This is a genomic window from Mangrovibacter sp. MFB070, assembly GCF_000705335.1.
Classification (GTDB): Bacteria; Pseudomonadota; Gammaproteobacteria; order Enterobacterales; family Enterobacteriaceae; genus Mangrovibacter; species Mangrovibacter plantisponsor.
The window spans coordinates 282547-305608 of record NZ_JJMI01000025.1; the positions used below are offsets into that span (position 1 = coordinate 282547).

At 50.4% G+C, this 23062-nt stretch carries 28 protein-coding genes and 1 pseudogene; 13 read left to right on the forward strand and 16 right to left on the reverse strand.

Features of this window, described 5'->3' with window-relative positions:
* The first annotated feature begins 22 nt into the window (after positions 1–22).
* Positions 23–802 carry a winged helix-turn-helix domain-containing protein gene (locus DT73_RS13480; protein ID WP_036109745.1) on the forward strand — a complete coding sequence of 260 codons (780 nt, stop codon included), beginning with the start codon at positions 23–25 and terminating at the stop codon, positions 800–802.
* A complete protein-coding gene (locus DT73_RS25150; protein ID WP_051691379.1) occupies positions 799–1290 on the forward strand; it encodes a hypothetical protein in 492 nt (163 codons plus the stop codon). Before DT73_RS13480 ends, DT73_RS25150 begins: the two co-directional genes overlap by 4 nt.
* On the opposite strand, the gene DT73_RS13490 is transcribed toward DT73_RS25150, so the two are convergent.
* Positions 1260–2159 carry an AraC family transcriptional regulator gene (locus DT73_RS13490; RefSeq protein ID WP_051691380.1) on the reverse strand — a complete coding sequence of 300 codons (900 nt, stop codon included), beginning with the start codon at positions 2157–2159 and terminating at the stop codon, positions 1260–1262. The genes DT73_RS25150 and DT73_RS13490 overlap by 31 nt on opposite strands.
* A gap of 133 nt (positions 2160–2292) precedes the next feature.
* Here DT73_RS13490 and DT73_RS13495 point away from each other — a divergent pair, with 133 nt between their 5' ends.
* The 5 genes from DT73_RS13495 (at position 2293) to DT73_RS13515 (ending at position 6502) form a co-directional block, all read left to right on the forward strand.
* Positions 2293–3630, forward strand: coding sequence for a glycoside-pentoside-hexuronide (GPH):cation symporter (locus tag DT73_RS13495; RefSeq protein WP_036109749.1), 1338 nt, complete (start codon positions 2293–2295; stop codon positions 3628–3630).
* Positions 3631–3640: 10 nt separating this feature from the next.
* Positions 3641–4957: a glycoside hydrolase family 30 beta sandwich domain-containing protein gene (locus tag DT73_RS13500; RefSeq protein ID WP_235234502.1), complete on the forward strand. Its 1317-nt coding sequence runs from the start codon at positions 3641–3643 to the stop codon at positions 4955–4957.
* A 93-nt stretch (positions 4958–5050) separates the two neighbouring features.
* The gene (gene hisN, locus DT73_RS13505; RefSeq protein ID WP_036109755.1) at positions 5051–5842 is read left to right on the forward strand and encodes a histidinol-phosphatase; all 792 of its coding nucleotides are present in this window, start codon (positions 5051–5053) and stop codon (positions 5840–5842) included.
* 183 nt (positions 5843–6025) lie between these two features.
* Entirely contained in the window at positions 6026–6235 is a 210-nt protein-coding gene (locus DT73_RS13510; RefSeq protein ID WP_036109758.1) for a YdgH/BhsA/McbA-like domain containing protein, read from the forward strand.
* Positions 6236–6313: 78 nt separating this feature from the next.
* Entirely contained in the window at positions 6314–6502 is a 189-nt protein-coding gene (locus DT73_RS13515; RefSeq protein ID WP_036109760.1) for a hypothetical protein, read from the forward strand.
* Positions 6503–6817: 315 nt separating this feature from the next.
* Here the strand turns inward: DT73_RS13515 and DT73_RS13520 are convergent, their stop codons facing one another.
* A complete protein-coding gene (locus tag DT73_RS13520) occupies positions 6818–7009 on the reverse strand; it encodes a DUF1127 domain-containing protein (RefSeq protein ID WP_036109762.1) in 192 nt (63 codons plus the stop codon).
* A gap of 180 nt (positions 7010–7189) precedes the next feature.
* Between DT73_RS13520 and DT73_RS13530 the strand changes: the two genes are divergently transcribed.
* A complete protein-coding gene (locus tag DT73_RS13530) occupies positions 7190–8638 on the forward strand; it encodes a PLP-dependent aminotransferase family protein (RefSeq protein WP_036109767.1) in 1449 nt (482 codons plus the stop codon).
* A 52-nt stretch (positions 8639–8690) separates the two neighbouring features.
* Here DT73_RS13530 and DT73_RS13535 read toward each other — a convergent pair whose 3' ends face one another.
* On the reverse strand, positions 8691–9440 hold the full coding sequence (locus tag DT73_RS13535; protein WP_036109770.1) for an SDR family oxidoreductase: 750 nt from the start codon (positions 9438–9440) through the stop codon (positions 8691–8693).
* 161 nt (positions 9441–9601) lie between these two features.
* On the opposite strand from DT73_RS13535, the gene DT73_RS13540 reads away from it, so the two are divergent.
* Positions 9602–10543: a LysR family transcriptional regulator gene (locus tag DT73_RS13540; RefSeq protein ID WP_051691410.1), complete on the forward strand. Its 942-nt coding sequence runs from the start codon at positions 9602–9604 to the stop codon at positions 10541–10543.
* 18 nt (positions 10544–10561) lie between these two features.
* Here the strand turns inward: DT73_RS13540 and yajD are convergent, their stop codons facing one another.
* The 9 genes from yajD to DT73_RS13585 all read right to left on the reverse strand — a co-directional run bounded on the left by yajD (position 10562) and on the right by DT73_RS13585 (position 17112).
* Positions 10562–10909, reverse strand: coding sequence for an HNH nuclease YajD (gene yajD, locus DT73_RS13545; protein WP_036109773.1), 348 nt, complete (start codon positions 10907–10909; stop codon positions 10562–10564).
* 223 nt (positions 10910–11132) lie between these two features.
* Positions 11133–11804: a DUF1989 domain-containing protein gene (locus DT73_RS13550; protein ID WP_036109776.1), complete on the reverse strand. Its 672-nt coding sequence runs from the start codon at positions 11802–11804 to the stop codon at positions 11133–11135.
* A gap of 13 nt (positions 11805–11817) precedes the next feature.
* Positions 11818–12483: an amino acid ABC transporter permease gene (locus tag DT73_RS13555; protein WP_036110732.1), complete on the reverse strand. Its 666-nt coding sequence runs from the start codon at positions 12481–12483 to the stop codon at positions 11818–11820.
* The gene (locus DT73_RS13560) at positions 12483–13133 is read right to left on the reverse strand and encodes an amino acid ABC transporter permease (RefSeq protein ID WP_036109779.1); all 651 of its coding nucleotides are present in this window, start codon (positions 13131–13133) and stop codon (positions 12483–12485) included. The genes DT73_RS13555 and DT73_RS13560 overlap by 1 nt, the downstream gene beginning before the upstream one ends.
* Positions 13134–13135: 2 nt before the next feature.
* Positions 13136–13786, reverse strand: a complete 651-nt coding sequence (locus DT73_RS13565) for an urea carboxylase-associated family protein (protein ID WP_036109782.1) — start codon at positions 13784–13786, stop codon at positions 13136–13138.
* Positions 13770–14402: a DUF1989 domain-containing protein gene (locus tag DT73_RS13570; protein ID WP_036109783.1), complete on the reverse strand. Its 633-nt coding sequence runs from the start codon at positions 14400–14402 to the stop codon at positions 13770–13772. Before DT73_RS13570 ends, DT73_RS13565 begins: the two co-directional genes overlap by 17 nt.
* Positions 14403–14404: 2 nt before the next feature.
* Entirely contained in the window at positions 14405–15241 is an 837-nt protein-coding gene (locus tag DT73_RS13575; protein WP_036109785.1) for a transporter substrate-binding domain-containing protein, read from the reverse strand.
* Between the two features lie 250 nt (positions 15242–15491).
* Positions 15492–16343: a MurR/RpiR family transcriptional regulator gene (locus DT73_RS13580; protein ID WP_036109787.1), complete on the reverse strand. Its 852-nt coding sequence runs from the start codon at positions 16341–16343 to the stop codon at positions 15492–15494.
* Between the two features lie 100 nt (positions 16344–16443).
* Positions 16444–17112: a class I SAM-dependent methyltransferase gene (locus DT73_RS13585; RefSeq protein ID WP_036109789.1), complete on the reverse strand. Its 669-nt coding sequence runs from the start codon at positions 17110–17112 to the stop codon at positions 16444–16446.
* A gap of 606 nt (positions 17113–17718) precedes the next feature.
* Between DT73_RS13585 and DT73_RS13590 the strand changes: the two genes are divergently transcribed.
* Both DT73_RS13590 and DT73_RS13595 read left to right on the forward strand, forming a co-directional pair.
* The gene (locus tag DT73_RS13590) at positions 17719–18171 is read left to right on the forward strand and encodes a hypothetical protein (RefSeq protein ID WP_036109791.1); all 453 of its coding nucleotides are present in this window, start codon (positions 17719–17721) and stop codon (positions 18169–18171) included.
* A gap of 257 nt (positions 18172–18428) precedes the next feature.
* Positions 18429–18821 carry a cell envelope integrity TolA C-terminal domain-containing protein gene (locus DT73_RS13595; protein WP_036110736.1) on the forward strand — a complete coding sequence of 131 codons (393 nt, stop codon included), beginning with the start codon at positions 18429–18431 and terminating at the stop codon, positions 18819–18821.
* A gap of 111 nt (positions 18822–18932) precedes the next feature.
* Here the strand turns inward: DT73_RS13595 and DT73_RS13600 are convergent, their stop codons facing one another.
* Complete coding sequence (locus DT73_RS13600) at positions 18933–19244, reverse strand: hypothetical protein (RefSeq protein WP_036110739.1); 312 nt, start codon at positions 19242–19244, stop codon at positions 18933–18935.
* A 237-nt stretch (positions 19245–19481) separates the two neighbouring features.
* On the opposite strand from DT73_RS13600, the gene DT73_RS13605 reads away from it, so the two are divergent.
* Positions 19482–20399 carry an alpha/beta hydrolase gene (locus tag DT73_RS13605; protein ID WP_036109794.1) on the forward strand — a complete coding sequence of 306 codons (918 nt, stop codon included), beginning with the start codon at positions 19482–19484 and terminating at the stop codon, positions 20397–20399.
* 181 nt (positions 20400–20580) lie between these two features.
* On the opposite strand, the gene DT73_RS13610 is transcribed toward DT73_RS13605, so the two are convergent.
* Positions 20581–21336 (reverse strand): SDR family NAD(P)-dependent oxidoreductase, encoded by a 756-nt coding sequence (locus DT73_RS13610; protein ID WP_235234503.1) that lies wholly within the window; start codon positions 21334–21336, stop codon positions 20581–20583.
* Between the two features lie 130 nt (positions 21337–21466).
* On the opposite strand from DT73_RS13610, the gene DT73_RS13615 reads away from it, so the two are divergent.
* Complete coding sequence (locus DT73_RS13615; RefSeq protein ID WP_036109797.1) at positions 21467–22363, forward strand: LysR family transcriptional regulator; 897 nt, start codon at positions 21467–21469, stop codon at positions 22361–22363.
* 250 nt (positions 22364–22613) lie between these two features.
* On the opposite strand, the gene DT73_RS25590 is transcribed toward DT73_RS13615, so the two are convergent.
* Positions 22614–22733, reverse strand: coding sequence for a Hok/Gef family protein (locus DT73_RS25590; RefSeq protein WP_304413346.1), 120 nt, complete (start codon positions 22731–22733; stop codon positions 22614–22616).
* Positions 22681–22830, reverse strand: a pseudogene (locus DT73_RS26775) (DUF5431 family protein); the annotation flags it as partial. The pseudogene DT73_RS26775 and the gene DT73_RS25590, both read right to left, overlap by 53 nt.
* Between the last annotated feature and the right edge of the window lie 232 nt (positions 22831–23062).

Here is a 23062-nt window from a genome sequence, read left to right on the forward strand (position 1 = left end):
AACACAGACACCGAGAAACACCATGACCTGGCTGATTGCCTCCACTGTAATTTACAACCCCGAAGATGGCGTGCTGACACATATCAGTACGCCTGATGAACAGAGTATCACGCTCACCACAACGGCTAACTTATTACTGTCTCTGCTGATTCACCACCAGGGGATTGTGGTGGAGCGCGATACCCTGCTGCATGAAATTTGGGACGAGCGGGGGCTGCGTGGTTCCAGTAGTTCGTTGAACCAGTACATCAGTATCCTGCGGAAAACACTGAGCAGTTTTGGCCTGAACTTCCCCACTATCATCACAGTGCCCAGGGTGGGTTTTATGTTCAACAGCGAGCTGGCTGTCAGCCAGCAATCAGCGTTGTTTCCCACAGAGGACCACTCACATGAACCCTGGGTTCAAAAAATGCCGGTACAAAGCCCCCCGATGCCCATAAAACAGGCACTGTGGTTGCTGCCCTGCATTGTCGCCCTGGCCAGCATACTGTTTGTGGTGTTTACCCCGACCCCCGCCGCCATTCCCACAGCACCGGTGTACCTGTTAACACGGATTAATCAGTGCCCGGTGTACACCTTCACTAAACTGCCCGATGCCTGGCAAAAACCGATGCTGGCGCTGGCCAAAACCGTACAAAGCCTTGAGCACCTGTCCTGCCAGCAAGGCACAGTATTTTATCTGCATGCACAAGATGCGATTGTCTATGGGGAAACCGGGCAACTGGCAATGATTGAATGTTCGCTGGCGCAGCAAAGTGCCGAGGCCTGCCTGACCCACTATTTCCGTGGGTGGTCATCATGAAATTTATGAAATTGCGGCCACGCTGGCTTTACCTGAGCGTATGCACTGTAACCGTTATGCTGTCCGCAACCCTCGCTGGCTGGCATATTCGCCCTGCGCCGCTGGATTTTAGTTGCCACGGAAACCTTGTTTACCATGATACGGTGGAGAGCGCCCCGGTACGTTTTGACGGCGAAATTGTCGCTAACTTCTTACCTGGTGGTGAAGGCAGCCTGAATGTCAGTGGCAGTTTTACATACCACAATCAGCAAGTACCCGTTTCCCGCCAGGCGTTAATTGCGTGGAAGGCGTTACACAATAACCTTTACGATGTGTGGGTAACCCGTGTGGTGTCTTTCAACCCTGAAAGCTTCCCGGCGGGCCTGTTTGACCACACGGTTATTGGCCTGCAAGCGGGTGAGCACCAACAGTTACGCTTCAACCGCCTGCCCGGTGGCGCAACAACTATCAGTAATTTCTACTCCCCTGTTTTGGTTTGCACACAATAGACCGAATTACTCCGCCCCATCGCCGCGGTCTGGCGAATGCGCTCACGAAAACTCGCCGGGGAGTCCTTCATCACATGGCGGAACTTAAGGCAGAAATAAGCGCTGTCTGTAAAACCGCTCTGTTGAGCAATATCAGCAATATTTTTATCGGTTGTGGTCAACAGCCAGACTGCATAATTTATCTTGCGCAGCAAAATGAAGGACTTAAACGACATACTAAAATGCTGCTTAAATAAGCGTGAAAACCACGAAGCAGACCAGTTGCAGGCGGCGGCAACCTCTTCAGTGGTGACTTGATAATTCCGGCTGTGGTCTATCTGATGCAGGCGTTCCAGTAACACATCCGTATGCGCCCGCTTTGGAGCATGGCGAACTGGCGGCAAGCGTTGAAAAATAGCCAGCAGAACGCTTTGCATCAGTGACTGAAATAGTGGGTCATCGTTTCCCGCCAGGGCCATTCGCTCCGTGCACCAGCCAAATAACGAATCAATGCGCTCCGCATCCTGCTCATTCAGCACCAAAACCCGCGCATCACGATACAACTGGCTACCAGCGGTGTGGGAAAGATCATCAAGCCAGACCGACTCAAACTGCAACAAGTAGCGTAAATGATTATCTCCGGCATCCAGTTGCATATCGTGAAGCAGTAAGGCAGGAACAAACACCAGAGTATTATTTTTTATCTGGAATTGTTCATTCCCCAACGTAAAGGTCCCGGAGGAACGGCGGAACCACATAATTTCAAACATCAAATGGAAATGGGTAACCACATCCAGACCGGCAAAGTGCGGTATGTGGTCACAACGCAGTGTGAACAACTCACCCGGGCGTACCGGGATGTTTTCGTAAACGGGACGATCATCACTCATGGGGTTCAGATTTATTATACAGACCGACTTTTTTTATACATATTAATTACAGTGCTGGCAATAACCTGAACAGGTACGGCAATCACATAACGCCGTAAAAAAATAATAATCCCTCTGTTCAAAGGAGACAGTTATGTCTGCCACCCCACTTTCTGTAAAAGAGAAAATAAGTTACGGATTAGGCGACACAGGATGTAACCTTGTCTGGCAAACTGTGATGTTATTTATGGCTTATTTTTATACCGATGTGTTTGGTTTATCACCAGCACATATGGGCACCATGTTTTTAGCCGTAAGGGTAATTGATGCTGTAACGGATGTATTTATGGGCGCGATTGCTGACCGCACCCGAACCAAAATGGGTCAATTCAGACCTTATTTATTATGGTGCGCCATTCCATTTGGCGTACTGTGCACACTAACATTTTATACTCCGGACCTGGGCTATACCGGAAAATTAGTATACGCCTACGTTTCTTACACTTTGTTGTCACTCGTCTATACAGCCATTAACGTGCCGTATTGCGCCATGATAAACAACCTCTCTGGCGATTCCCGCGAGCGCGTGTCTCTTCAGTCCTGGCGCTTCGCTCTGAGCACTGCTGGCGGGCTGATAGTTTCACTGACAGCCTTGCCACTGGTTGCCTGGCTTGGCAAAGGGAATATCCAGAACGGGTATTTCTATACCATGATGGTAATGGGTGGGCTGAGTATTATTCTCTTTTTCATATGCTTTGGTTTGACTCAGGAAAAAATTCAGCCGCCTGCAACTGATGCCGCTCACAAAAACGCCGTTTTAAGTGACCTGAAAATACTGTACAGAAATAAAGACTGGCGAATCATGTTTATCTTAAATGTGGTTAACCTGGTAGCAGTATTATTTAAAGGTGGCACCACACTCTATTATGTTAATTATATTATTAAACGCCCTGAATTGGGCAGTGCATTACTGACCACCACACTTGCTGCTGGTGTGGTTGGCGCCATGCTGTCGTCCACTTTATTCAAAAACATGGACAAAATAAAAGGATTTAAACTTGCCATGGCGGCAGAGGGATTACTGTTAATAATGCTGTACTTCATTCCTTCCAGCCAGATTGCCGCCATATTTATTATGGTTGTCGTCATTAATGTCATTCAACTCGCTGCAACCCCACTTCAGTGGAGCATGTTATCAGACGTTACTGATGCGGAAGAACAACGCAGTGGTCGCCGGTTAAGTGGCATTGTGTTTTCCACCAATCTGTTCGCTATCAAGTTAGGTATAGCCATTGGTGGCGCTTGTGTTGGGTGGTTGTTGTCACTTAGCAATTACACGGGCAACAGCCCGGTGCAGCCTGGCAGCGCACTCACCATGATTCACCTGCTCTTCACCGTCTTCCCCGGTTTACTGGTGCTCAGCTTAATCCTGATTATGCGGCGCTACTCCCTCAGCGACCAGCAACTGCTTACGCTTTCCAAAACACATTAAGGACATGAATATGATAAATCTGTACTCATCCAGCGATAAATACGTCTGGCAAAACCTGCCTTACGCTGAAGACAGCACAGAGGCACCAGGACTGATACTTAGCGAAGCGCGTGAACGCAGCATTGACGGGTTTGGCGGTTGCTTTAACGAACTGGGAATGAAAGCACTGAATACGCTGGAAGAGCCACAACGTGCTGCATTACTCGATGACCTGTTTTCCCCAACAGGTGAGTGCCAGCTTACTCTGGGACGGGTTCCAGTAGGTGCCAGTGATTACGCACTTTCATGGTACAGCCTGAACGAGCATGAAGATGACTACGCAATGGAGCACTTTTCCATTGAGCGGGATAAACGCTACCTGCTGCCGTATGTGAAAGAGGCACTGAAACGCCAGCCTGGCATGAAATTATTTGCCTCGCCATGGAGCCCGCCAACCTGGCTTAAAACCCATCAGGCTTATAATTTTGGACGCCTGCGCGGCGACAGTAAAACTCAGGCCGCCTATGCGCTCTACTTTCAGAAATTTGTTGAAGCCTGGCGGTCAGAAGGTGCCACCATTCACCAGGTGCATATTCAAAATGAAGTGGCAGCAGATCAGAAATTCCCGTCCTGTGTCTGGGACGGTGAACAGTTGCGGGTATTTATTCGTGATTATCTGGGGCCACAATTTGCTGCAAACCAAATTCCTTGCGAAATCTGGCTGGGGACTATCAACGCCCCGGCTTTTATGCAGGAGCCTGGGGAAGATTATGATGACTATGCCGGGTGGGTGCTGCGTGACCCCAAAGCGGCACAGTTTATTAAAGGCGTGGGTTACCAGTGGGCCGGGAAAAATGCATTGCAGCGCACTGTAATGAGTTACCCGTCATTACGCTACTACCAAACGGAGAATGAATGTGGCGATGGCGGGAATACCTGGCAATACGCTCATTATGTTTTTGGGCTGTTTCGCCACTATTTAATTAACGGTGCCAATGGCTATTTTTACTGGAATATGGTGCTGGAAAGCGGTGGAGAAAGCACCTGGGGCTGGCGCCAAAACTGCATGATATCCATAGACCCGGCCCAGAAAAAAGTGACTTACAACCCGGAATACCACGTGATGCGCCATTTTTCTGGCCTGATAAAACCCGGCGCCCGCCATGTACCACTTAGCGGGGCGCTGAGTGGTAATGCTGTGGCATTCGCCAACCCTGATGGCAGTATTGTCGTCAATATCAGTAACCCATACCCCCAGGAAACCCGCCTGTCACTGGCGGCCTGTGGCAGGCAGTTGACCACATGGCTACCGGGTAACTCAATTACCAGTGTGGTTGTGGGCAACTAACCCGGTACAGATCAAACAATCTGCCTGAGGTGTCAGCCAGCTTTCATATTGCCGATATATACTGGGAGCCCATTTTGATTACAGGAGGCAATCATGGCACATGCGTTACCGGACATCGCGTTCTTTCACCAACTGGCAGATGCCGCTGCACAGCAGACTCTTCCGCGTTTTCGTTCAGCCCAGGAATTGCATGTTGGCAGCAAGCCCAAGGAGGGGTTCCGGTTTGACCCCGTCACCGATGCCGACCGGGAAGCAGAACGGGTAATACGCCAGATTATTACGGAACATTACCCGGAACACAGCATTCTCGGTGAGGAATTTGGAGCAACAGGGAGTGGCCCGTTGCAATGGGTGTTGGATCCTGTGGACGGCACCCGCCCTTTCCTGTGTGGTTTACCTGTTTGGGGAACACTGATTGGGTTGTATGAACATGGCCGTGCGCGCATGGGGATGATGAGCCAGCCCTTCACCCAGGAACGGTTCTGGGCTGATGGTAATGCAGCCTGGTGGCGCAGCCCCTGTGGTGAACAGCGCCTCACTTCCCGTACCGGTATTTCACTTTCTCAGGCGATTCTACACACCACCTCACCTGAGCCCATTCCCCGCTTCCCGGCAATCCGTTTTACTGACCTGGCCGAACGTGTACTGATGACCCGTTACGGTGGTGAGTGCTACGCCATCGCCATGGTTGCCGCAGGCCATATTGATATTTGTGTCGAATATGGCCTTCAACCCTACGATATCGCCGCACTGGTTCCCCTGATTGAGCAGGCTGGCGGTGCCATTACCACTCTGGATGGCGGCAGGCCAGAACAAGGTGGCGATATCGTTGCCACCGGTTGCCCGGCACTGCACCAGACGGTGCTGGACTGCCTGAACGGATAACACCTGCGTTGCCAGCCCCGGGCTGGCAATTCTCTCCACTCGAATACCGCCCCGCCTAAAACATCAATTATTTTGAATGATATCCGCAAATTGTTTTAATTTTAATCACGCCGTGGTCACCTTACCATTATCACATCAAGGCGAAACGCCTTATACAGACCAACTAACTTAAGGAATACGACCATGAAATCTATCAAAACTTTCGTTGCAATTGCTGCTCTTTCTATGATGTCTTTCGGGACTTTCGCTCAGACCGTCAGTGCAACTGCTTCCACACTGGATGGCGCTGAAGCACAAATCGCAGCGCAGGCAAAACAAGCTGGTGCATCTTACAACATCACTGAAGCACACGTTGGCAACCAGGTACATATGACTGCCGACCTGAGCAAATAAGCCGTGCGCCCTCGGCCATTACCGCCTGTCTTACCCTGCTGGCGGCAATGGCAGCTTAACGAACAGAAGGAATACAAAATGAAAAAGACAAATCTTGTTACCGCTCTGCTGCTGGTTGCTACATTCTCTTCAGGTGCCATGGCTGCAGGCAACACGTTTTCTCGCCCGGAAGCCGGGTCAAATATCGACAACACGGTGCACCAGAACCATATTGAAGCCAGCCACGCGTTCGACAGCGAAAATCTGACTGCCGGTAATATGCTGTAATTCAGTAAATGCCGGGGCTCCGGGCAGGGTTCCACCTGCCCCGCCCTCTAGCGTTGGTTATTCGCATCAACTTCCTGCTCCGCTTTTCAACAAACTCGCTGTGCTGAACAGTACTTTCTCCTGAAATGGTACTGAACACCTGCCCGATTTTTTTCTCTGTGCACGGAATACTTTCTCTGCCCGCAAAATAAATCAGTGACATATCTTTCACTAACACGAACAGCGATTGTCACTTGCAGAACTGCGCTAAACCGGCTGCTATTCACTGGCGCAGGCATACATACTGCCCTGCGCCAGTTTGATCTTTCTCTGGTGTTAACGCGGCCAGGTTTTGTCTAACGGGTCGGCAACGTCGCTGCGCGACAACCCAATATCTTTTAACTGTTCATTACTTAAGTGCTGCAACACCCGCTGCGTCTTGCGCCGTGCCCGCCAGTGTTTCCATGCATGCCAAATCAGTACAAAGCCTTTAAATGGTGCCCTGGAACGGTTTTCATAAAACTCCATGCTCTGCCTCCCCCATCTCGATGCCGTGGCTTTATCATCGCCGGGAATGCCTGCTGCAATACAGATTCAAAAATTACTTTTCTTTACCATACAGATAGCGCAATACTGGATCTGCATGGTGTTTTTTGCCGCTATCTGTACTGGTTTTCTCTTCTGTATGGCATTAACCAAGGATACAGCATGACTCGTTACCAACATCTGGCGACACTGCTTGCTCAGCGTATTGAACAGGGGCTCTGGAAAAGTGGGGAAAAATTACCGTCGGTGCGCCAGCTAAGCACCGAGCACGGTGTCAGCATCAGTACAGTTCAGCAGGCCTACCAGGTACTGGAAAACCTGCAACTGATCATTCCCCAGCCCCGTTCGGGTTATTTTGTTGCGCCACGTAAAGCACAACCACCCGTCCCCGCCATGAGCCACCCGGTGCAACGGCCAGTAGATGTCACACAGTGGGATGAAATTACTACGCTACTGGATAACAACCAGGACAAAAGCATTGTGGCGCTGAGCAGTGGCTCACCCGACCTGAGCCAGCCTACCCTCAAACCGTTATGGCGAGAGCTAAGCCGCCTGGTGCAACACAACCTTGATACAGTGCTGGGTTATGATGGCATGGCTGGCAAAGTTGAATTACGTGAGCAAATCGCCCGCCTGATGGTAGACAGCGGTACACAGGCCAGTGCCGATGACATCGTCATTACCAGCGGCTGCCAGGGAGCGCTTAGTGCCGCCCTGCTGGCGGTGTGCCAGCCCGGTGATATTGTGGCGGTTGAGTCGCCTTCGTTTTACGGCACCATGCAAATGTTACGCGGATATGGCATTAAAGCCATTGAAATCCCAACAGATTCCAGTCTTGGAATAAGTATTGAAGCCCTGGAACTGGCGCTGGAACAGTGGCCCATCAAAGGTATTATTCTGGTCCCCAACTGCAATAATCCCCTGGGTTTTATCATGCCGGATGACCGTAAGCGCGCCATTGTTTCTCTGGCGCAACGCCATGATATTGTGATTTTTGAAGACGATATTTATGGTGAACTGGCCAACGACTACCCGCGCCCACGCACCATAAAATCGTTTGATATAGACGGACGCGTGTTGCTGTGCAGTTCATTTTCCAAGACCCTGGCACCGGGTTTGCGGGTGGGCTGGATTGTGCCAGGCCGCTATCTCAACCGGGTACTGCACGCCAAATATGCCGCCATGGGCACCAATGTGCCGGCCACACAGTTGGCGGTCGCCGCGTTTATTCGCGACGGGCACTACACCCGCCATGTGCGCCGTATGCGCCGGGTTTACCAGCAAAATATGGAAAACTGGACCTGCTGGGTTCGCCAGTATTTCCCGGATGGTATCTGTGTTACCCGCCCTGAAGGTAGCTTCCTGTTATGGGTTGAGCTCCCTGAACAGGTGGATATGGTGTGTGTTTCTCGCCGCCTGGCAAAACTCAAAATTCAGGTGGCTCCGGGCTCGCTGTTCTCGGCATCGGGTAAATACCGGAACTGCCTGCGCATCAATTGTGCCCAGCCGTTAACCGAAACCAACCGGGAAGCCCTGCGCCAGATTGGTAATGTGGTGTATGACGCGCTGGAGGAAGCTAACGCGCTCACACCACCAAAAGCACCGGCCTGACACGCCAGGCAGTTGCACAAGGATGTGCGCAACAGCCCGGCGTTTCACTCACTTAAATTTGCGCCATGCCGCCATCAACAAACAGTTCAATGCCATTCACAAAGCTTGCTGCATCGGAGGCAAGAAAGGCCACGGCCTTGCCAATTTCTGATGCTTCACCCAGTCGGCCCAGCGGCACCTGAGCTGCCAGCGTGTCGTATAACCCCTGGCGGTATTCGTCAGGCACCAGGCCGCCAAGACCCGGTGTACGGATTGGGCCCGGGCTGACCACGTTCACGCGGATATTGCGCACTTTCAAATCCAGCACCCAGGAGCGGGCAAAATTACGCACAGCGGCTTTGCTGGCACTGTACACGCTAAAGCTGGCTGTCCCTTGCACTGAGGTGGTTGAACCGGTGAGGATGACGGACGCGCCATCCGTCAACAACGGCAGTGCTTTTTGCACGGTGAACAACACGCCACGCACGTTGGTGCCAAAGATATCGTCAAAATGCTCTTCGGTGATTTCGCCCAAAGGCAGCATGTCGCCACCGCCTGCATTAGCGAAGAGAATATCCAGTTTCCCGGCTGTTTTCGCGATTTGCGCGTAAACCTTATCGAGGTCTGCCAGTACCGATGCATCGGCTCGAATTCCGGTAACACTGCCACCGATATCCGCGATGGCGGAGTCAAGCACTTGCTGGCGGCGGCCAGTGATAAATACCCGGGCACCTTGTGCCACCAGCTCTTTTGCTGTTGCCAGGCCAATACCGCTGGTGCCACCGGTAACTAATGCAATTTTACCGTTCAGTTGTTTGCTCATTTTCATTTCCTCTATTCAGCAGTTTTATTTAGCAACCCGCCCGATGTGTGCGGTGTATGGCGCTACAGTACCGCTGGCATATTTATTGAAAAATAGCGAAAAATTAAAATGACTATTCACATGTGTGTATAATCAGGAAAAACTGATACGTGGAGGTGAAAATGGACCAACTGGTAGCCATGCGGGTATTTGCCCGGGTTGTGGAGTCAGGTAATTTCACCCGGGCGGCAGATTCACTGAATATGCCTAACGCCACGGTCAGTAAATTGGTTCAGGAACTGGAAGCGCACCTTGGCGTTCGTTTACTGCAACGCACCACCCGCCGCGTAACAGTCACGCCAGAGGGCCATGAGTATTATGAAAAGAGCACGCGAATATTGCGCGACCTGGAAGATATCGACAGCGCATTCAGTACCGCACGCAGCAAACCACGTGGAGCGTTACGTGTTGATATCGGTAGTTCCACTGCCTGCGATGTGTTAATTCCCGCTCTGCCGGATTTTCTGGCCCGTTACCCCGATATTCGCCTTGATTTAGGCGTTTCAGACCGCTCAGTGGACCTGGTTAGTGATAACGTGGACTGCGTGATTCGCGGTGGCGCACTGGAAAGCTCGTCGCTGGTTGCCCGCTATATTGGCTCCGCCACTTTCGTTACCTGCGCCACTCCATTTTACCTCAAATGCTACGGGACACCGGCTACCCCAGAGGAACTGAAAAACGGGCACCGGCTGGTGAGCTATGTATCGCCACAAAATGGTAAGGCCACACCGTTTCGCTTCGAACGCCAGGGAGAGAAAAAAGAAATTAAGATTGACCACCGTATTGGTGTTAACGAAAGCAATGCACACCTGGCGGCAGCCCTGGCCGGGATAGGGATTGTACAGACATTCCGTTATTGTGCCGGAAAGGCAATCGAAGCCGGTGTGCTGACAGAAATTCTGCAGGAGTGGCGCCCGGCACCCTATCCTTTCCATGTGGTTTACCCACAAAACCGCCACGTCACACACCGGTTACGTGTGTTTATTGAATGGCTGCTGGAAATCTTTCCGCAACGGGTGGCGGGTGGGCATCATCAACCTGGCAATCATCAACCAGGTAAGTAGTGGCAGGCATAGCTGGCACTACTTCTTCTTGTTAAGCATCGATTTTAAATCGGCAAACGGGTTATAAGTGGCAGCACCAACGTCTTTTTGCGCATCTTCCCCTGCCACAACGCTTGTGCCGTACTGTTCCGCTTCCGTGTACTTTGAGTGTTCGTGATCATGGCAATACAGACACAATAATTCCCAGTTACTGCCATCTTCCGGGTTATTGGTATGGTCGTGATCGATATGGTGAACCGTTAATTCACGCAGGTTGGAGTACACAAACTCGCGTGAACAGCGCCCGCACACCCACGGGTAGATTTTCAGTGCTTTTTCACGGTAGCCACTTTCCAGCCGCGCGTAGTTTTTAGGGATCAGAGCCATTGCCGTATTACCTGCAGAGTAGAAATAATTTCACACTATATCCCATAACGGGAAAAAGCAGAATAATGGATACTATTCTGCTGATTTTATTATTATTTTTTAATAACGTTTTAACTTAATGAATCTTATAGCTTACGGATATGAAAACCGGTTTATCAGGGATTTCCCCGTGCGTGAGTTAATTTTTTGCCGCGGAGTGGGAATATCCCCGTTGTTTACAAACTTATGCAGGAACCCAGGAACCTTGCAAAGACACCTGAGGGAACCCGCCAGTCAGAATGCGTAATTCAGCATCGCGTGGTGTGTTATCGCCCTGCCCCTGAATACTGACAATATCTTGTGGGCAGGCGGAGAACGCGACATAGCAGTCCATCTCGGCACGCAACACAATATAATCGCCGGGTTTGGTTACCACTGGCAGCGTTTTCAGGGTAATGCCATCTGGCTGTACCTGGATATTCATGAAGATATTAAATGAAGCCAGGTTGCCGTGTGGCAATTCCACCCCCAGTTCGCGCATACCTTCAAAGAGATTATCGTGGCAGTTGCGGTGCGGCGCGGTGCAGCCTAACAGTTCATAACGGCGGGCATCGCAGGCGGCCATAAACGTATCGTGTACACCGGGCGAGGTATCTGCCACCAGGGTTAATATCGGGTGGCGCTGGTTAGTTATAAAGCTGTCGCCCACTTTTGGGTTCAGGCGCTGGTTCCATACCCGGGTGGCTTCCATACACATATACTCACTGACATCCTGTTCGTTGTAGGCCCAGCAATCTACAACTTGTGTCCCGTGAGAATTAATAACCTGCACTGCTTCGCCTTTTTTCAGGCTCACAGCCTTTCCGTAACGGGCCGGAATAGTAAGGGTTTTACGATGCTGAAATTCAGCGGACATAATTTTCTCCTGGTTAGCTCGTCATACCGCGTCTGTAGCGGGTCAGACGTAATTCAATCTTCATGGCCAGTTGGTCAATCATGCTATTGAGCAGCCAATAGCAAAGTGCCACTGTCAGGTAAATCTCCAGTGGGGCATAGGTGTCAGATATGGCCTGTTTAGCGGCATACATAAATTCCTGTACGGAAATAATGGACAGCAACGCAGAATCTTTAATCAGGCCAATCATCAGCCCAACCAGTGGCGATAACATCTGTGGAAAAGTTTGCGGTAACACCACATCCCGCAAGGTTTCAAAACGGCTCAGCCCCAGTACCCGGCAGGCTTCCCACTGACCTTTTGGCAGGGACTCAATGGCTGCGCGAACCACCTGAGCAATATAAGGCGCGTAGTACAGAGTCAGCGCTAATATCCCCACTACCGGGGAAGACAGCGTGATGTCATATTCGGGTAAAACAAAATAGAGCAGGTAAATCACCACCAATAACGGCAGGCCAAGCGTCAGACCGCTATACAGGTGAAGCAAACGCAACCAGAACGGCGAAGCCCTGAGCAACAGCACCGCCATCGCCGTTCCCCACAACAAAGCACAGAGCGCTGCGACCAGGCTCAATTGCAGAGTAACGACCAGCCCATCGCCCAGTGAAGGTAACGAGGTAATAATTGCCTGCCAGTCCATCATGCAACCCTCCGTTTACTTTCCAGGCGCCGTGCCGCGGTAATTAACGGCATGGCTATCAGCAAGTACCCGAGAGAAACCAGCAGCAACACCTGAGTGGCATCGTAAGTTCGGGCTATCACAATTTGCCCGGCATAAGTCAGTTCAGTCAGCGCAACAACCGACGCCAGTGGGGTTGTTTTCAGCAAAATGGTGAATTCATTCACCAGCATCGGTAAGCTCGCGCGCATCACCTGTGGGGTAACAACATACCACCACGTCATAAAGCGGCTCAGGCCCAGAGTCCGGGCGGATTCCAGTTGCCCGCGGGTAACCAGGTTGCGGTTCACTCGCAAGATTTCAGCAACATAAGCACCACTGTTGCAGCCAATCGCCAGCACGGCGGCAAGCAGTGGCTGCCCTCCCAGGCCAAGCTTCGGTAAGGTAAAAAACACCACAAAGAGCTGGACAATCGCTGGTGTGCCGCGCATCAGGCTGACATACAGCCGCCCAATAAAACACCATAGCCAAAAATGGCGCAGTCGCATAAAACAAATAACCTGCCCCATAACCACGCTGACTAAGCAAGCCAGCAGCGTCAGCACCAGCGTCATCAGCAGGCCGTGTCCGAGTTCTGGCAGCGCGGCCACTACCTGTTGATCCAGCCCCATGCTTACTCCTCGCTAAAGTCGTGTAGGTTCTCAGCCACTGAAAGCATCAACGGTGCGGGTTTATCATTCCCCTCAATCCCCGTATTGGTTGCAGCAACAATGAATTGTGTATCCATCACCACCCGGCAGGTAATGCTGTCGCCAGCACGGGTCTGGTTTTCTTCAGGGATAATATCCCCTTCACGGGTTAGCCTGGCGTGCAGGAACAAGTTTATTGGGTCGGGTAATTTGGGTACGGTTTTCCCCAGACGGGCAAGTTCATGTTGCACGGCTTCCACACAACCTTCCCCCTGGTACCCCCGTTCTGCGAGAAAGGCGCGGGTTGATGCCGGTAACAATAAATCGTGGCGTTTCACGCTGTCTTTTCCCAGAACCATCATGGGGCGGCGGCGGTTAGTCACCATGCGCATTCCCGAGCCCAACAAATAACTGTTACTGAATACACGGGTGTGGTGCACCGAAAGCCAAACCGCAGGATCCTGGAGGCTGAAACCAAACAGCGATGCTACAGCGCCATCTCCCAGCGCGGTGATACGCAGCAACTGCCCACGCAACACGCGAATTGAACCCACACTGCCCGCCTCAACTTTTACCGGCTGCGCGGTGCTGCGCTCTGCAGTTTCTTCCTGGTACTCATTACGCATTAACAGCATGGGTAGCCTCCTGTTCGTTCGCGTGATCACTGACAACAACATCAATAGGCGTCACTTCAAGGCCATTACCTGGAATAATGTCCTGCGGGCAAGAAGAAACCGCACAGACGAGGTCGCACAACGCTTCAAACTTAATGTAATCCCCAGGCTTACTGTGTGGGTCAGTCACTTCCATCCGCCCGTCTGCTGTTACCGGGCCGTTCTGGAACAAGTTAAAAGGCTCCGGCAGAGTGAAATAAGTCACGCCGTGTGCTTTCATGCCTTCCAGTAAGTTATCAACGCAGTTGCGATGGCCTTCCACACCAAAATCGATGTCAAAACGTGTGCGATCACAGGCCGGAACGTTGGCATCGTGTACACCAATAGTATCGGCAACAATACGCAGCATTGGGCGGTTTTCACTTGACCACAGCGCATCACCCGGCTTGAAAAACAGTGAACGCAAATGCTGACGGGTATGAACTGGCGACAATTTCTCGTTCAGGTTGTCTGCATTGACGGCGACAAAATCAGCAGCTTGCTGGCCGGCACTGTCAATAACGGTAATAAACTGCCCTTTGCGGACAACAAAAGTTCTACCGTGCCCTGCGGGCACGGTTTGGCAGGTCTGGCACATAATTACTCCTGGGGAATAAACTGACTGGCGGGTACTGTGAAGGTGGTGCCCAAATAGGTTTTCTGCAGTTTGGCGAGTTCACCGTCTTTCTGCATGGCAAGGATGTGTTCGCTTAGCGCTTTGTTCAGGCTGGTGTCGTCTTTACGTGTTGCCCAACCCATCCACTGAGCTGGCCCGACTTCGCCCACCTGGGCCACTTTTTCCGGGTATTTTTTTACCACCGGCGCCAATACGGAGATATCGTCAAACACGAAATCCGCACGTTTGGTCATCAATGTACTGACGGTTTGATCCAGGGAATCAACATTGATGATGGTGATGGCTTTTTTGCCCTCTTTTGCTAATTGCTGGTTAAAACTTTTTAGCAATTGCTCCGGGACACTGGCGGTTTTAACCGCACCACGCATGCCCGACAGGCTTTCGGGGCTCAGGGTTTTACCACTGAATTTTCCGGCTTCGCTTTTACGCACCAGAACGCCATTCACTGTTTTGCTGTAAGGCACTGTGAACAACACTTTCTTTGCACGCTCTGCCGTAATGTTCAGCGAAGAGCCTTCTGCATCAAATGCTCCGGAAATCAGCCCCGGAAGAATTCCGCTGAAGGCAGTTTTCTGAAACTCCAGTTTCACGCCCAGGTTTTTAGCAAAAGACTGCATGATGGCAACGCTGTAACCCGTAATTTGCCCCTGGTCGTTGGTGTATTCATATGGCGGGAAAGTCGGGTCGATACCGACAGTGATTTTGCCGCTACTTTTGATATCTGACAGTGTGTCCGCATGGGCCTGTAACTGAACACTCGTGCAGATAAGTGCGGTCATAAGCAGTATTGTTTTTTTCATAGTGAAGTACCCTGGTGTTGGTGAAATACCTTTTTCACCAGAGCATTTTCTGTGCCATGTTTTTTAATAACAGAATAATAAGTAGCCAGTAATTTTATTTTTAATATTAAAAACAATGAGAAACAAATGTTTCTTTACATAACTTATAAATTTCACGTGTTTCATATTCGTGCGAATAGAAATTATTCATACCGAACAGACTGCACTATTTTAGTGAAAAACCTGGCGCAGAATGCGCCAGCGTGGGGCATTACTCTAGTTCATCAAGAGACTGGTGCAGGGCTTCTATGCGGGCAAGGTAATCGTTCGCGGTTTTCCCCAGATGCCGGGCCACCAGGGAGCAGAGTAAGTTAACCACGCCCGATAATGCGGTAGTGCTGTCGAACATCAGGCTACTGTCGGTATGGCAACGTATAACCCAGGAAGCATGGCGCGCGGGCTTGCCAGATAACGCATCGGCAATGTACAGCACAGGAACTTTTCGCTCTGCCAGCACTTCCATCGCCGTTTCCAGTACCGGCATCCTGCGGCGCAGGCCAACACAAATAGCGACATCCTGTTCACCCAGCGAGGCAAGATGTTCTGCCAGTGAATCCCCCGGACGGGGCAGTAAACGAACATCAGGGTGGATATGAACCAGATCACGGTAGATTAGTTGCGCAATGGTCTGGCTGTGCCGCCACCCCATCACCACAACACGGCGCGAATGCGCAATAGCGCAAACCGCTTCATGGAGTTGCTGGTTATCCAGCGTGCGATAACTGTTCACCAGGTTAGCAATTTCTTTTTCCAGATGCTGTTGCATGATGCTGCCAAGCGGAGATGCATTTGGCACAGACTGCAAATACAAAGGTGAACCGCTGCTTTGCATTTCACGCGCCTGGCGGCGGGCGGCTTCATAACTTTCATAGCCAATATGGTGAAAAAAGCGGGTTGTGGTGGCTTTCGAAACCCCGGCACTTTGCGCCAGCTCTGTTGCCGTATTCATGGCTAACTGGCCAGGTGCAGCCAACAACACATCTGCCAGCCGTTGTTCGTGGCTGGAAAGTTGATCCCAATACTGGCGAATTCGGCTTTCTAATGTTGCCGCTTTGGCACTCATGGTGATTCCCTGAAAACAAAAGAACTATCCTGCACAGAGCGTGCCGGATTGTCATCCGGAATTTTTGGGCGGTGGCAGGAGCAGCCAACTGTACAGGCGCTTAATCAGGCTGGCAGACAATGGTTGCGTGGTCCCACCAGGAATTCTTGTTTACCTGAGTGGCAAGCACCGTAAATTTCGCGCCCTGCACTTCATCAATTAACGCCTGAAAGGGCTTCAGTGTTCGCCAGGGTTGCCCATCTCTGAGTAAATGGTAATGCTCAGGATCATAATGCGCGATATCTTCAGGGTTGCGAGGGCTGCCACACATAGAGCTAATAACAAACCGGCCTGCTGGTTTCAGTAACCTTCTCACTTCTGAAAAACAGCGTTGCCGCGCCTCATTGACCAGGCAATGAAGACAACTGCCATCAATAATCAACTCAAACATGGAGTTCTGTAACTGAGGAAGGTGGCACACATCCCCCACTAGAAACTGAGCGGCCAATTTTTCTTGTTGAAAAAGTGCACTGGCCCATTCGATTGCCGTTTCTGAGAAATCAACACCCCATACAGAGTAGCCTCGCTCAGCAAGTGATTGCGCAGCCATGGCACCATTCCCACACCCCAGTTCCAGGGCACTGGCTCCAGGAAGTGGCAAATAATGATTTAACTGCAGCCATGCAAAGACCTGTTCCTGCTGCTTTTTAGCACGAACATAACCCTCTCCCGCCCAGGCTTTCGCCCCCTGGGTTCTCAGTGCACGGTACTGTTCTTCAAAGAGATTCACGCAGGTCTGCTTCCTGTTTTTGTTAACTCAACTGAATGAATGCTAATAAGCAACATACCACAATGCCAGGTGGTGTATTCGCCCGGGGTCAGCTGGTTAGCAAACCCGTTTAAAACCGTGCTCAATTAGCGGGTTTACTCTTGCTGGCTACTTCTGCCAGCCGCCAGCACACCGTCTGAACAGGAAAAGAGCAATTAAGGTTTTATCTCAAGCACGGCGAATAATATGTGGTTGTGCTGAACAACCAGCTTTATACAGACACCTGCTACTTTTATTTTATTTTCATTGTGTTACTTGTGAATTTGAGAGCAAGGCCGCAGCCCTTTTCTTGCCTGTACGCTGGCAAAACGGTATCTTTGCCCGGCATTTGCAAAATCAAGTGCCGGGATTAGCCTCCTGACTCACCTCACTGACGATACATGGCATCATCGTGCTTTTTGTATCGCGCGTTCGGCTACACATTTTTCAATGGTGGGCCGGGCGGGGGCATCGTAAGATGCGCCGGTGTCAGTGAGACCGGTAAGGCTAACCCTGTCCGGTTCCACCACCAGCGAGATTAGCCTCTCCAGTGGTGGGTGCAATTTGTCTCTCACTGAGGATGCCCCTATGGCGCCCCCCCTTAACTACACTCACCCGTTATTAGCTGTTACGGTTAATAATCACACTGATTTTATTACACTTGCCACACATTGCGAAAAACTGGCAGATACCCTGCTGGAATGTAATCACATACAACTTCAACAGGCGTTAAGTGAGCGGCTCACAACCTGTTTACAGATACTCCGCCCCACCCTGCTTGACCCGGTTCCCGATAACCTGATTTCTGCGCTGACAGTGGATCAACCGCCACAACAACAGCCGGAGTTTGCGCCGGGCAGTGAACAACTGTGTGACTACGCACTGGTGCTTTCACAGCTCATCACACATCAGGCGTTAACGCCTGAGATGCTCCCCTCACTCAGAGGCCTGCTCGCAGACCTGGTTCAGCTATTTTCCGGGCAACTTACAGCTCCACGCTGGGTAAACACCGAAAACGGCGTGCAGTTTATTGAAGAATAAACAGGCAGTACCCTACACCCAACCGCTTTCCGTGTCCTGGGAAGGCGGTTGGGTGGCCAGATAAACTGATGCCGGGAGTCGTTGCCAGAAGAATTTATTTTTATTCGATAAATAGCAGGTTAAAGATTCCAGATAACTGCATCGTGACCAGAAAGAATATTTTAATCATCCAATTGAAAAAAATAACAAACTGCCTGAAGATTTATCTCGCTTACAGATGTAAGAACATGAGAATTCAGGGAGTTGAAGTGCCTAAAATGGTAAAGAAAATCTTAATGCTGGCAGTTGTGACCAGTATGGCAATTGGCTGTGCCCCGTTACATCCTTCCGGATGCCACAAAACTACCGCAACTGGCAATTGCAGTTCTGGGCGTTGGAATGATCAGGATGAGTGGGGTGCACAAGCTCGGGCAATCAGGGCGGCAATTAATACGGAACTTGTTAATCCTAAAAGCTGGAAGGGAAAAAGTTGCAGGTTACATATAGAATTTGCTATGGATGGCACGGCTTCGAACATATCAACCAGCAACGGCAATAAAGCATATTGTGCAGCGGTAAAATCAGCAGCTCAGAGAGCCAAATTCCCGGCCTTTACTAATGCAGAAGTATATCGGGATTTTCAAAAATCCGGCTTTGATATGCGCGGTTAGTAGCTGCATGGCTATGGGATGTTGGTTTTTTTCTTGAGGCAGCCAGGTTTTATTTGGCTGCTTAGATCCAGGGATGGACATTGCCGTTATAAATTCATTCGGAAAATGAAGCTATAGCGGTAAAACGTTTTCCACAACATGCTGGAAAACGTAGGGGTCAGAAATCAATTCAAACTCTTCATCGTCCGGGTAAGTAACCGCCACATGGTAGTTCTCTCCGGCAAAAGCTTTCACCGATTCTATACTCTGCCAGTAAGTCGCCAAAAAGAAATGCTCCCAGCCGCCCTGGTTTTCCCTGCGTACGAAAGCGCCTTTATTCCCTTGTATGCTCCTTGAATGATCTACGCCAGTCTTTTCAAGGTGTTTCGCAAAGCCTTCCGCATGTTTCAACGGGACACATCCATGCCAGGTTCGGACAATCATTAGCTTTTCCTCTTTTAGTCGCAAGACGTTAACCATACCACCGGAAGACACTCTGTGGCGTATTTTCTGAAGCGTATGCCTGTTAATCAAAAAACATTAATATCTGTCTAATCACGCATGGCGAAATTTTTGTTGGTTCCGAGATAAATTCACACACTGTTTATGTAAAGTGATATTTAAAAATTTACGAAAGGAGTATTTTAATTCTTTCCACACAATTACCTTTATGTAGTTCTTATGCTGAAAGCCACCTATGAAACCTGCGTGGAAGCACCAGGACCGCAGGGCCCCCTTAAAGGCACATTGCTCAGCCCGTGTCCAAATCCTAAAAATGTTGTTCTGATTATTCCCGGCTCTGGCCCTACTGACCAGAACGGTAATAACCCACTTGGTGTTAATGCCTCAACCTATCGGTTGCTTGCAGAAGAGCTGGTGCTAAAAGGCATTGCAACATTGCGAGTTGATAAGCGAGGAATGTTCGCCAGTTCAGCTGCGGTAGCGGATCCAAACGCGGTGACAATAAATGATTATGTGGAAGATATTCACTCCTGGATAACTGTTTTGAAACATCACTTGGAAACCTCACATATTTGGCTTCTCGGGCATAGTGAAGGGGGGATTGTAGCCCTGGCCTCAGCTCAGGAAAGCAATGTGTCCGGTTTAATTTTAGTGGCGACACCATCACGCCCTCTGGGTGACGTGTTAAAGACCCAGCTCAAAGCCAACCCTGCAAATGCAACTTTGCTGGATGACGCTTTTTTCATTATTAATGAGCTGGAGCAGAACAGGCCTGTCAATATTCAGAACTTCCCCTACGAACTACAAAGATTATTCCACCCGGCAATCCAGGGATTCCTTATTGACGTTTTCTCCTTTAACCCAGCCCACCTAATAGCCAGCATTAATAAACCCGTTCTTGTTTTACAGGGACAACGCGATCTCCAGGTAACGGAAAGCGATGCCCGACAACTAAAATTAGCAAACCCGAAATCAACTCTTGCCATTTTCCCTGATGTAAATCACGTTCTTAAAAATGTTTACTCAGACAACTGGAGTGAGAATAATGCAGCTTATACAAACACATCACTTCCCCTGGCTTCTGGTGTAGTTAGTGCAATTACTCAGTTCCTGGCTCATCACTCTTTTCAACCGTAATTTATTTAAAACTGCCTCATGGAGCACGGGCACTAACAGGCAGAATAATCTTTCACTTTTTAGCTAATGGCAGCCCTTCACCGGGCCATTTGCCAGATATAAAAGTGAAGATGGATTTAGCCAGATGCTGGCATACCTGGCGTAAACCCGTTCTGATTACGGTTGCCACAGGTGTGGTCGCTCAGAATTGAACGCCTTTAGTAAGCCCGCCATCCACAGTCAGATTCGTTCCCGTGGTGAAACTGGCAACAGGGCTTGCCAGGAACATTACCGCATTTGCCACCTCTTCAGGCGTTGCCATTCTGCCCATGGGGTTCATGGCAAGGCACTGAGCAAATAGTTCTGGTGTTTCTCGCTCTATTTTTCCCCATACGCCGTCGGTAAAATACACGTTACCGGGCGATACGGTGTTGACCCGAATGTTTTCATGGGCCAGTTTCGCTGACAGCGTTTTACCATAGTGGATCAGCGCCGCCTTGAGTACCCCATAAGGTTCTGCAAACATATCCACTTCACGGCCCGATACGCTTGAAATCAACACCACCGCGCCAGCAGAGGAATTACGTAACCAGGGAAGCGCAGCATTCACCAGCGAAGCAGAACCTAACAGATCAGTTTCAAACGCAAGCCGCCATACTTCAGGGGCAGAGCCACCAGCAAGCGCACTCACATTAGGAACAACGATATCAATGCCCCCCATGTGCGCCGCAGCCTCTCCAACCCACGTATTTACGGCGCTGGCATCGGTGACATCGACCTGGCTGCCAAACGCATGGTCACCCAGTGTAACTTCCGTCGACTTTACGTCATCCAGGTTACGTGCACAGAAAGCAACACTTGCCCCTTCATGCAGGAAGGCCCTGGCTATAGCGCGGCCAATACCACGGGTACCACCACTCAGAATGACACGCTTATTTTTCAGCCCTAAATCCATCATCTACTCCCCATGTTGTGAATACAGGTAAACTTCATCTGATAATCTGTAACTGACTGGAAATATAGGTGTTGACCATCATTCTGAAAAATGAAATTAATAGAATAAACCGTTCACTAAATAAGAATGCCCAATGCAACTCTCACATCTGCGTGCCTTCTGTGCTGTAGCACAGACCGGATCTGTTGCCGCTGCTGCAAAAGTACTCAATCGAGTGCCTTCCGGTATTACCGTGCGTATCCAGCAACTGGAGCAAGATTTAGGCTGCGAACTTTTCCTGCGGGACAGCAAGGGCATGTCGCTTTCGCCAAACGGGCGTCTTTTATTGGAGCATGCCCAGCATATACTTGATCTTACAGACAGCACCCGGCTGCTGATGCGAGAAGAAGACCTGGGCGGCAGGTTAGTTATAGGCGCTCTGGATGTGGTGCTTGTTGATTTTATGCCAGCGCTTATCGGTACATTTCGGAAACGATATCAGGGCGTGGGGCTTGATATACGCCACGAGGCATCGGAAGTTTTAGTGCAACATGTTGCAGACGGGAGCCTGGATATTGCCCTCACCGATGGCCCCGTGCACTCCAAATCCCTTGAAAGTAAACTCGCTTTTGTTGACGAGATGCTACTTATCACCGAACGAAACCACCCGCCCGTCAAATCTCCCGCAGACCTCCAGTGCTCTGAACTCTACGGTTTTCGCCATGACTGTTCATTTCGCTTTCGCATGGATCGTTGGCTGGCTGAAGCTGGTATCAGCCACCTGCCCGTTACCGAGATCGAGTCATACCACACCATGCTGGCTTGCGTAACGGCAGGTATGGGGGCAGCCTGGGTGCTTCGCTCGGTACTGCAAACGCTGCCGGGCCACCAGCAGGTTCAGAGCCATACCCTTGGCCCGGTGGGATACACCGAAATTCATTATCTCTGGCGGAGCGGCCAGTTATCCCCTAATGCCCGGAAACTGATTGAAACGGGTGAAGGACTGGGAGAAAGGCGAAAGACCCGGACATGGAGCACTATAGGGGATTAACGCCCCGTCAGAGTAACTAATTACCAGGACAGTATTTATGAACGAATAGATAAATAAAAAATAGTGGAATTGAAAATACAATACAAAAGAACCGCCTGGTAATCTGTTCGTATTTTATTTAAGCCAGAATGCCTCTGCCGAAAATAAGGAAAAGGGGCTGCCAGCAAACTGGCTACCCCTTCATAAGGCACTTGTGGCAGCACAAAACAACACGCCCTGAAAAGGCGGGTCTCCCCCGCCTGACAGGTGACTACTTACCAGGTTCGTAAGCCAGCACGGCAGCGACCTCTCTGTTTCCGACCTTCACCCGGATTTCACATAAGCGAGCCCGGGTCAGGCATGTGAATATTAACAACGTGATACACACGATTAATACGCACCAGATAAGAGTATTTCGCGGCAGTTTCATGGGTTACGCCTCCTTGCATAATGCACGGTAAGAAGCCATACTGATGTTGTCTAGGCATACAGTGGGCCTCGGGTTAATTGAAAAATTACTCGGGGCTTTCTGCTTTCTGCCTCACAACGCGGCACAAACCACCTGAAACGCCATAAGGCAAAAAGCCTCAAGCGCCACCGCCTTTATAACGCCCTTTCCTTTCACCCAGAGAAACCAACCCCATATTTTAGGCGCCCGTTCCATTTTTTATCTTTTACAACTTATTACGCATGCAGGCTACGAGCCGTATATTGTTTGCA

What these genes read in the sequence shown, in the direction of transcription:
- hisN (WP_036109755.1), top strand. Translation starts at nt 5,051, where the DNA reads ATGGCACATGCGTTACCGGACATCGCGTTCTTTCACCAACTGGCAGAT.
- DT73_RS13535 (WP_036109770.1), bottom strand. Translation starts at nt 9,440, where the DNA reads ATGAGCAAACAACTGAACGGTAAAATTGCATTAGTTACCGGTGGCACC.
- DT73_RS13595 (WP_036110736.1), top strand. Translation starts at nt 18,429, where the DNA reads ATGGTAAAGAAAATCTTAATGCTGGCAGTTGTGACCAGTATGGCAATT.
- DT73_RS13500 (WP_235234502.1), top strand. Translation starts at nt 3,641, where the DNA reads ATGATAAATCTGTACTCATCCAGCGATAAATACGTCTGGCAAAACCTG.
- DT73_RS13555 (WP_036110732.1), bottom strand. Translation starts at nt 12,483, where the DNA reads ATGGACTGGCAGGCAATTATTACCTCGTTACCTTCACTGGGCGATGGG.
- DT73_RS13480 (WP_036109745.1), top strand. Translation starts at nt 23, where the DNA reads ATGACCTGGCTGATTGCCTCCACTGTAATTTACAACCCCGAAGATGGC.
- DT73_RS13550 (WP_036109776.1), bottom strand. Translation starts at nt 11,804, where the DNA reads ATGTCCGCTGAATTTCAGCATCGTAAAACCCTTACTATTCCGGCCCGT.
- DT73_RS13600 (WP_036110739.1), bottom strand. Translation starts at nt 19,244, where the DNA reads ATGATTGTCCGAACCTGGCATGGATGTGTCCCGTTGAAACATGCGGAA.
- DT73_RS13615 (WP_036109797.1), top strand. Translation starts at nt 21,467, where the DNA reads ATGCAACTCTCACATCTGCGTGCCTTCTGTGCTGTAGCACAGACCGGA.
- DT73_RS13490 (WP_051691380.1), bottom strand. Translation starts at nt 2,159, where the DNA reads ATGAGTGATGATCGTCCCGTTTACGAAAACATCCCGGTACGCCCGGGT.
- DT73_RS13530 (WP_036109767.1), top strand. Translation starts at nt 7,190, where the DNA reads ATGACTCGTTACCAACATCTGGCGACACTGCTTGCTCAGCGTATTGAA.
- DT73_RS13575 (WP_036109785.1), bottom strand. Translation starts at nt 15,241, where the DNA reads ATGAAAAAAACAATACTGCTTATGACCGCACTTATCTGCACGAGTGTT.
- DT73_RS13605 (WP_036109794.1), top strand. Translation starts at nt 19,482, where the DNA reads ATGCTGAAAGCCACCTATGAAACCTGCGTGGAAGCACCAGGACCGCAG.
- DT73_RS13540 (WP_051691410.1), top strand. Translation starts at nt 9,602, where the DNA reads ATGGACCAACTGGTAGCCATGCGGGTATTTGCCCGGGTTGTGGAGTCA.
- yajD (WP_036109773.1), bottom strand. Translation starts at nt 10,909, where the DNA reads ATGGCTCTGATCCCTAAAAACTACGCGCGGCTGGAAAGTGGCTACCGT.
- DT73_RS25150 (WP_051691379.1), top strand. Translation starts at nt 799, where the DNA reads ATGAAATTTATGAAATTGCGGCCACGCTGGCTTTACCTGAGCGTATGC.
- DT73_RS13560 (WP_036109779.1), bottom strand. Translation starts at nt 13,133, where the DNA reads ATGGGGCTGGATCAACAGGTAGTGGCCGCGCTGCCAGAACTCGGACAC.
- DT73_RS13590 (WP_036109791.1), top strand. Translation starts at nt 17,719, where the DNA reads ATGGCGCCCCCCCTTAACTACACTCACCCGTTATTAGCTGTTACGGTT.
- DT73_RS13520 (WP_036109762.1), bottom strand. Translation starts at nt 7,009, where the DNA reads ATGGAGTTTTATGAAAACCGTTCCAGGGCACCATTTAAAGGCTTTGTA.
- DT73_RS13580 (WP_036109787.1), bottom strand. Translation starts at nt 16,343, where the DNA reads ATGAGTGCCAAAGCGGCAACATTAGAAAGCCGAATTCGCCAGTATTGG.
- DT73_RS13570 (WP_036109783.1), bottom strand. Translation starts at nt 14,402, where the DNA reads ATGTGCCAGACCTGCCAAACCGTGCCCGCAGGGCACGGTAGAACTTTT.
- DT73_RS13510 (WP_036109758.1), top strand. Translation starts at nt 6,026, where the DNA reads ATGAAATCTATCAAAACTTTCGTTGCAATTGCTGCTCTTTCTATGATG.
- DT73_RS13565 (WP_036109782.1), bottom strand. Translation starts at nt 13,786, where the DNA reads ATGCTGTTAATGCGTAATGAGTACCAGGAAGAAACTGCAGAGCGCAGC.
- DT73_RS13495 (WP_036109749.1), top strand. Translation starts at nt 2,293, where the DNA reads ATGTCTGCCACCCCACTTTCTGTAAAAGAGAAAATAAGTTACGGATTA.
- DT73_RS13610 (WP_235234503.1), bottom strand. Translation starts at nt 21,336, where the DNA reads ATGATGGATTTAGGGCTGAAAAATAAGCGTGTCATTCTGAGTGGTGGT.
- DT73_RS13515 (WP_036109760.1), top strand. Translation starts at nt 6,314, where the DNA reads ATGAAAAAGACAAATCTTGTTACCGCTCTGCTGCTGGTTGCTACATTC.